The following is a 6,805-nucleotide window of genomic DNA, read 5'->3' as shown; positions in this document are numbered from 1 at the left end:
CTAGGAGCCCTTCTGGGTCGTGTCGGAGCCGCCGACGGCGGCCCCGACACGACCCAGAAGGGCTCCTAGTCCGTGCCAACGACACGCCTCAGCACCGAACCCACCGCCGTCCTCGTCCTCGAGGACGGACGACGATTCCGGGGACAGGCCTACGGCGCCCGAGGCCGCACCCTGGGCGAGATCGTCTTCGCCACCGGCATGACCGGCTACCAGGAGACGCTGACCGACCCGAGCTACGCCGGCCAGATCGTCGTGCAGACCGCGCCCCACATCGGCAACACCGGGACCAACGACGAGGACATGGAGTCGCGCCGCATCTGGGTCGCCGGCTACGTCGTCCGCGACCCCTCCCGCGTCGTCTCCAACTTCCGCGCGCAGCGCTCCCTCGGCGACGACCTGGAGACCGACGGCATCGTCGGGATCTCCGGCGTCGACACCCGGGCGATCACCCGCCACATCCGCTCGGCCGGCTCGATGCGCGCCGGCGTGTTCTCCGGCGAGGACCTCGCCCTCCCCGAGGAGGAGCAGCTCGCGCTGGTCCTCGGCGGCCGGCAGATGCAGGGGCTCAACCTCTCCTCCTCGGTCTCGACCGACGAGCAGTACACGGTGCCTGCCCGCGGCGAGCGCGTCGGCTCGGTCGCGGTCATCGACCTGGGGGTGAAGACCTCGACGGTCAACTACCTCGCGGAGCGCGGCTTCGACGTCCACGTGCTGCCCGAGTCGGTGACCGCCGAGCAGGTGCTCGCGCTCGACCCGTCCGCGCTCTTCTTCTCCAACGGCCCCGGCGACCCCGAGGCCTCGGACCGCCACGTCGAGCTGCTGCGCACCACCCTGCGCGCCGACCTGCCGTTCTTCGGCATCTGCTTCGGCAACCAGCTGCTGGGGCGCGCTCTCGGCTTCGGCACCTACAAGCTCCCGTTCGGCCACCGCGGGATCAACCAGCCCGTGCTCGACAAGCTCACCGGCCGCGTGGAGATCACCTCGCAGAACCACGGGTTCGCCGTGGACGCGCCGATCGAGGGCGAGCTGGACTCGCCCGAGGGCTTCGGCCGCGTCGAGGTCAGCCACTACTCCCTCAACGACTCGGTCGTGGAGGGCCTGCGCTGCCTCGACATCCCCGCCTTCTCGGTGCAGTACCACCCGGAGGCGGCGGCCGGCCCGCACGACTCCAACCACCTCTTCGACCGCTTCCGCGAGATGGTCGTGCAGCGCACGGCCGGGCGCGGGGCCTCGGAGCCCACCGACATCCCCACGACCAGCAGCATCGGAGAGCAGAAGTAATGCCGCGCAGGGAAGACATCCAGAGCGTCCTGGTCATCGGCTCCGGCCCGATCGTCATCGGACAGGCCGTCGAGTTCGACTACTCCGGCACCCAGGCCTGCCGCGTGCTGCGCGCCGAGGGGGTGCGCGTGATCCTCGTCAACTCCAACCCGGCGACGATCATGACCGACCCCGACTTCGCCGACGCCACCTACGTGGAGCCGATCACGCCCAAGGCGATCGAGGCGATCATCGCCAAGGAGAAGCCGGACGCGATCCTGCCGACCCTCGGCGGGCAGACGGCCCTGAACGCGGCCATCCAGCTGCACGACCTCGGGATCCTCGAGAAGTACGGCGTCGAGCTCATCGGCGCGAGCTTCGAGGCGATCAACCGCGGCGAGGACCGCCAGATCTTCAAGCAGCTGGTGCTGGACGCGGGCGCCGACGTCGCGAAGTCCTACATCGCGCACACCGTCGACGAGGCGATCGAGTACGCCGAGGACCTGGGCTACCCCCTCGTCATCCGCCCGTCGTTCACCATGGGCGGCCTGGGCTCCGGCTTCGCCTACACCCGCGAGGAGCTGGTGCGGATGGTCGGCGACGGCCTGCACCAGAGCCCCACCACCGAGGTGCTCCTGGAGGAGTCGATCCTCGGCTGGAAGGAGTACGAGCTCGAGCTCATGCGCGACACGGCCGACAACACGGTCGTCGTCTGCTCGATCGAGAACGTCGACCCCGTCGGCGTGCACACGGGCGACTCGATCACCGTCGCACCGGCGCTGACCCTCACCGACCGCGAGTACCAGAAGCTGCGCGACATCGGCATCCGGATCATCCGCGACGTGGGCGTGGACACCGGCGGCTGCAACATCCAGTTCGCGATCGACCCGGCGGACGGCCGGATCATCGTGATCGAGATGAACCCGCGCGTCTCCCGCTCCTCCGCCCTCGCCTCCAAGGCGACCGGCTTCCCGATCGCCAAGATCGCCGCGAAGCTCGCCATCGGCTACCGCCTGGACGAGATCCCGAACGACATCACCAAGGTGACGCCGGCGAGCTTCGAGCCGACGCTGGACTACGTGGTCGTGAAGGTCCCGCGGTTCGCGTTCGAGAAGTTCCCGGCCGCCGACAAGACGCTGACCACGACCATGAAGTCGGTGGGCGAGGCGATGGCGATCGGCCGCAACTACGCGCAGGCGCTGCAGAAGGCGCTCCGCTCGCTCGAGAAGCGCGGCTCGTCGTTCCACTGGGGCGCGCAGGAGCGCTCGGTCGAGGAGCTCCTCGAGATCGCGAGGACCCCGACCGACGGCCGCATCGTCACCGTGCAGCAGGCGCTGCGCCTGGGAGCCACGGTCGAGCAGGCGTTCGAGTCCACGAAGATCGACCCCTGGTTCCTCGACCAGATCGTGCTGATCAACGAGATCGCCGACCTGGTGCGCGAGCACGACGGCCTCGACGCCGGACTCCTCCGCCTGGCGAAGGACCACGGCTTCTCGGACGCGCAGATCGCCGAGCTCCGCGGGCTCGACGAGGCGGAGGTCCGCCGCACCCGCTACGCGCTGGACGTGCGCCCGGTCTACAAGACCGTCGACACCTGCGCGGGCGAGTTCCCGGCGCTCACGCCGTACCACTACTCCTCGTACGACGAGGAGACGGAGGTCGTCGCCGCCGACCGCCGCAAGGTCGTCATCCTGGGCTCCGGCCCCAACCGCATCGGCCAGGGGGTCGAGTTCGACTACTCCTGCGTGCACGCCTCGTTCGCGCTCTCGGACGCGGGCTTCGAGACGATCATGATCAACTGCAACCCCGAGACGGTCTCGACCGACTACGACACCTCGGACCGCCTCTACTTCGAGCCGCTGACTCTCGAGGACGTGCTCGAGGTCATCCACGCGGAGTCGCAGTCCGGCGAGCTCGTCGGCGTCGTCGTGCAGCTGGGCGGCCAGACGGCGCTCGGGCTCGCCGCGGGCCTCGAGGCGGCCGGCGTGCCCATCCTCGGCACCACCCCCGCGAACATCGACCTCGCGGAGGAGCGCGGCGCGTTCTCGCGGATCCTCGACGAGGCGGGGCTTCTCGCTCCGCGCAACGGCACCGCGACCGACCTCGACGGCGCCCGCGAGGTCGCGGTGGAGATCGGCTACCCGGTCCTCGTCCGTCCGTCGTTCGTCCTCGGCGGGCGCGGCATGGAGATCGTCTACGGCACGCCCCAGCTCGAGGACTACTTCGAGCGGATGGCCGGCGAGGGGATCATCGACGAGGCGCACCCGCTGCTGGTGGACCGCTTCCTCGACGACGCGATCGAGATCGACGTCGACGCGCTCTTCGACGGCGAGCAGCTCTACATCGGAGGAGTGATGGAGCACATCGAGGAGGCCGGCATCCACTCCGGCGACTCGGCGTGCACGCTCCCGCCGGTGACGCTCGGCCGCCGGCAGATCGACCAGGTGCGGGAGGCGACCCTCGCGATCGCGCAGGGCGTCGGCGTCCGGGGACTGCTGAACGTCCAGTTCGCGATCGGCCAGGGCGTGCTCTACGTGCTCGAGGCGAACCCCCGGGCCTCGCGCACCGTGCCGTTCGTGTCGAAGGCGCTGGGCATCCCGCTCGCGAAGGCCGCGTCGCGCCTGATGGTGGGTGAGACCATCGCCGCGCTGAAGGCCGAGGGCCTGCTGCCCGAGCGCGACGGCTCCGACGTCCCGATGGACTCTCCCATCGCGGTGAAGGAGGCGGTCCTGCCGTTCAAGCGCTTCCGTACCAAGGAGGGCCAGATCGTCGACTCGCTGCTCGGGCCCGAGATGCGCTCCACCGGCGAGGTCATGGGGATCGACCGCGACTTCCCGCGCGCCTTCGCGAAGAGCCAGGACGCCGCTTACGGCGGCATGCCGGCGAGCGGGACCGTCTTCATCTCGGTCGCCGACCGCGACAAGCGCTCGATCGTCCTGCCCGCGCTGCGCCTGCGCCAGCTCGGCTTCGACATCCTCGCGACCGAGGGCACGGCCGAGGTGCTGAACCGCAACGGGATCCAGGCCCGCGTGGTCCGCAAGTACAGCGAGACCGCCGAGGGCGACGCGCCCTCCATCGTCGAGCTGATCGCCCGCGACGAGGTCGACGTGGTGATCAACACGCCCAGCGGAGGAGCGACCCGCGCCGACGGCTACGAGATCCGCGCCGCCGCGGTCGCCGCGGACAAGCCGCTGTTCACCACGATCGCCCAGCTCGCGGCCGCGGTCGCCTCGCTCGACGCGGCGAACGAGCCCTTCGAGGTGACGAGCCTGCAGGACTACGCCCTGCGCCGCGCGGAGCGCACCGCGTGAGCGGCGGCGCGGCGGGCACCGCCTCCTTCGGCTCGCGCCTCGAGGCGGCGTTCGCCGCGCACGGCCGGCTCTGCGTCGGGATCGACCCGCACGCGTACCTGCTCGACGCGTGGGGCCTCGCCGACGACGCGGCCGGGCTCGAGAGCTTCGGCCGAACGGTCGTCGAGGCGGCGGCCGGCCGTGTGGGCGTCGTCAAGCCGCAGATCGCCTTCTTCGAGCGGCACGGCTCGGCGGGCTACGCCGCGCTCGAGCGCGTGCTCGCCGACGCCCGCGAGGCCGGACTGCTGGTGATCGCCGACGTCAAGCGCGGCGACATCGGCACGAGCGTCACCGCCTACGCCGAGGCGTGGCTCCGGCCGGGCTCGCCGCTCGAGGCGGACGCCATGACCGCCGCGGCCTACCAGGGGCTCGGCTCCCTCGAGGGGATGCTGACCCTCGCCGAGGAGGCGGGCAAGGGCGTGTTCGTCCTCGCAGCCACCTCCAACCCCGAGGCCCGTCCCGTGCAGCGCGCCCTCGTGCAGGACGGCGGCCGGGCGGGATCCACCGTGGCACGCGCGGTCATGGCGGACGTGGCATCCTGGAACGACGCTCACGCTCGCGCGTCGATCGGCTCGGTCGGCGTGGTGCTCGGCGCCACGGTCGCCCTGGGCGACTTCGGCATCGGCATCGACGAGCCGCTGCACCCCGCACTTCCGGTGCTCGCGCCCGGCTTCGGCCACCAGGGCGCAGCCGTCGCGGACGCGCAGCGGCTGTTCGGCGCGCTGAGCGCCGCCACCATCGTCAGCGAGTCGCGCAGCGTGCTCGGCGCCGGCCCCTCGGGGATCGCGGCCGAGATCACCCGCCGCGCGACCGACATCCAGGAGACCCTTGTCCGCTGAAACCGTCAGCCCCGATCCCGGCGCCTCCTCGCGCCCGGAGGCCGTGCGCCGTCCCTCGCCGCCCGAGGTCGACCGGCGCGCCGCCTCCGAGGCCGCGATCGCGGCGCGCCGTGCCCGCGCCGCCGTCAAGAAGGCCGTCGCCGCCGGACGCCGCCCCGCGACCGCCGTGCTCGCGGCGGCCCAGGCCGAGCCGCTCGGAGTCGAGGGGCGGATGCGCGTCAGCGAGCTGCTCCGCGCCGTGCCCGCACTCGGCGTGGTGAAGACGCCCCGGGTGATGGACCAGCTGCGGATCGCCGAGTCGAAGCGCCTCGGCGGGCTCGGCCGGCGCCAGGTCGAGGGCCTGGCGTCGTTCCTCGAGGAGCGGGAGTCGCGGCAGCGCCGCCCCGGCCGCAACCGCCTGCTCGTCCTCGCCGGTCCGACCGCGGTCGGCAAGGGCACCGTGTCGACCTACATCCGCGAGAACTACCCGGACGTCCTGCTCTCGGTCTCGGCCACCACCCGGGCCCCGCGTCCGGGCGAGGTGGACGGCGTCAGCTACTACTTCGTCGACGACGCCGAGTTCGACCGGATGGTCGCGGCGGGCGAGTTCCTCGAGTACGCCGTCGTCCACAACGCTCACCGCTACGGCACGCCCCGCGGCCCCATCGACGCCGCGCTGGAGCAGGGCCGGCAGGTGATGCTCGAGATCGACATCCAGGGTGCCCGCCAGGTGCGCGAGCGGATGCCGGACGCGCGGCTGGTCTTCCTCCTGCCGCCGAGCTGGGACGAGCTGGTCCGCCGGCTGGTCGGCCGCGGCACCGAGAGCGCGGAGGAGCAGGAGCGCCGTCTGGCCACCGCGAAGGTGGAGCTGGCCGCGCAGGACGAGTTCGATTTCGCCGTCGTCAACAGCACCGTGCCCGAAGCGGCCCGCGAGGTCGTAGAATTGATGTCGCCTCGTGCCGACGGCGCGCCCGCTGACCCGGGCCGCTGAGACCGGGCCACCGACCACCTCCGGGCCGACGCCCCGGGTCCCACCGGGCACACGCCCCTCGGAGCCCGCGTGCCGTGTTGCTCCGGAGCCGCAGATCGGCGCTGATGCGCCTGCAAGGAGACACCCATGGCCAACAACCTCGGCATCATCGACCCGCCCATCGACGAGCTCCTCTCGAAGGTCGACTCCAAGTACGCGCTGGTGATCTTCGCCTCCAAGCGCGCCCGCCAGATCAACGACTACTACGCCGACCTCCACGAGGGCAGCCTGTTCGACAACGTCGGCCCGCTGGTCGACTCCACCATCGACGACAAGCCCCTCTCGGTCGCACTGCACGAGATCAACGAGGACAAGCTCGTCGCCAAGCCCCTCGCCGAGTAGTCCCC

The 6,805-nt window shown here is 71.6% G+C and carries 5 protein-coding genes; all 5 read left to right on the top strand.

All coding sequences use genetic code 11. From position 1 onward, the window contains the following. The first annotated feature begins 72 nt into the window (after nucleotides 1-72). A complete protein-coding gene (gene carA / locus C5B98_RS05305) occupies nucleotides 73-1,281 on the top strand; it encodes a glutamine-hydrolyzing carbamoyl-phosphate synthase small subunit (protein ID WP_104225321.1) in 1,209 nt (402 codons plus the stop codon). Next, nucleotides 1,281-4,571: a carbamoyl-phosphate synthase large subunit gene (carB, locus tag C5B98_RS05300; RefSeq protein WP_104221829.1), complete on the top strand. Its 3,291-nt coding sequence runs from the start codon at nucleotides 1,281-1,283 to the stop codon at nucleotides 4,569-4,571. The genes carA and carB overlap by 1 nt, the downstream gene beginning before the upstream one ends. Continuing rightward, complete coding sequence (gene pyrF / locus C5B98_RS05295; RefSeq protein WP_104327400.1) at nucleotides 4,568-5,449, top strand: orotidine-5'-phosphate decarboxylase; 882 nt, start codon at nucleotides 4,568-4,570, stop codon at nucleotides 5,447-5,449. Before carB ends, pyrF begins: the two co-directional genes overlap by 4 nt. A 43-nt stretch (nucleotides 5,450-5,492) precedes the next feature. Further along, nucleotides 5,493-6,419, top strand: coding sequence for a guanylate kinase (gene gmk / locus C5B98_RS05290; protein WP_104354723.1), 927 nt, complete (start codon nucleotides 5,493-5,495; stop codon nucleotides 6,417-6,419). 126 nt (nucleotides 6,420-6,545) lie between these two features. Beyond that, on the top strand, nucleotides 6,546-6,800 hold the full coding sequence (gene rpoZ, locus C5B98_RS05285) for a DNA-directed RNA polymerase subunit omega (RefSeq protein ID WP_104221835.1): 255 nt from the start codon (nucleotides 6,546-6,548) through the stop codon (nucleotides 6,798-6,800). Nucleotides 6,801-6,805: the final 5 nt, after the last annotated feature.

This window comes from Rathayibacter sp. AY1A5 (assembly GCF_002930875.1).
Lineage (GTDB): Bacteria > Actinomycetota > Actinomycetes > Actinomycetales > Microbacteriaceae > Rathayibacter.
The sequence above is the reverse complement of the archived record's forward strand: the minus strand, read 5'-3'. Positions and strand labels throughout refer to the sequence as shown.

Excerpts from the sequence above, each read along its gene's own strand:
- carB (WP_104221829.1), top strand. The coding sequence starts at position 1,281 with ATGCCGCGCAGGGAAGACATCCAGAGCGTCCTGGTCATCGGCTCCGGC.
- rpoZ (WP_104221835.1), top strand. The coding sequence starts at position 6,546 with ATGGCCAACAACCTCGGCATCATCGACCCGCCCATCGACGAGCTCCTC.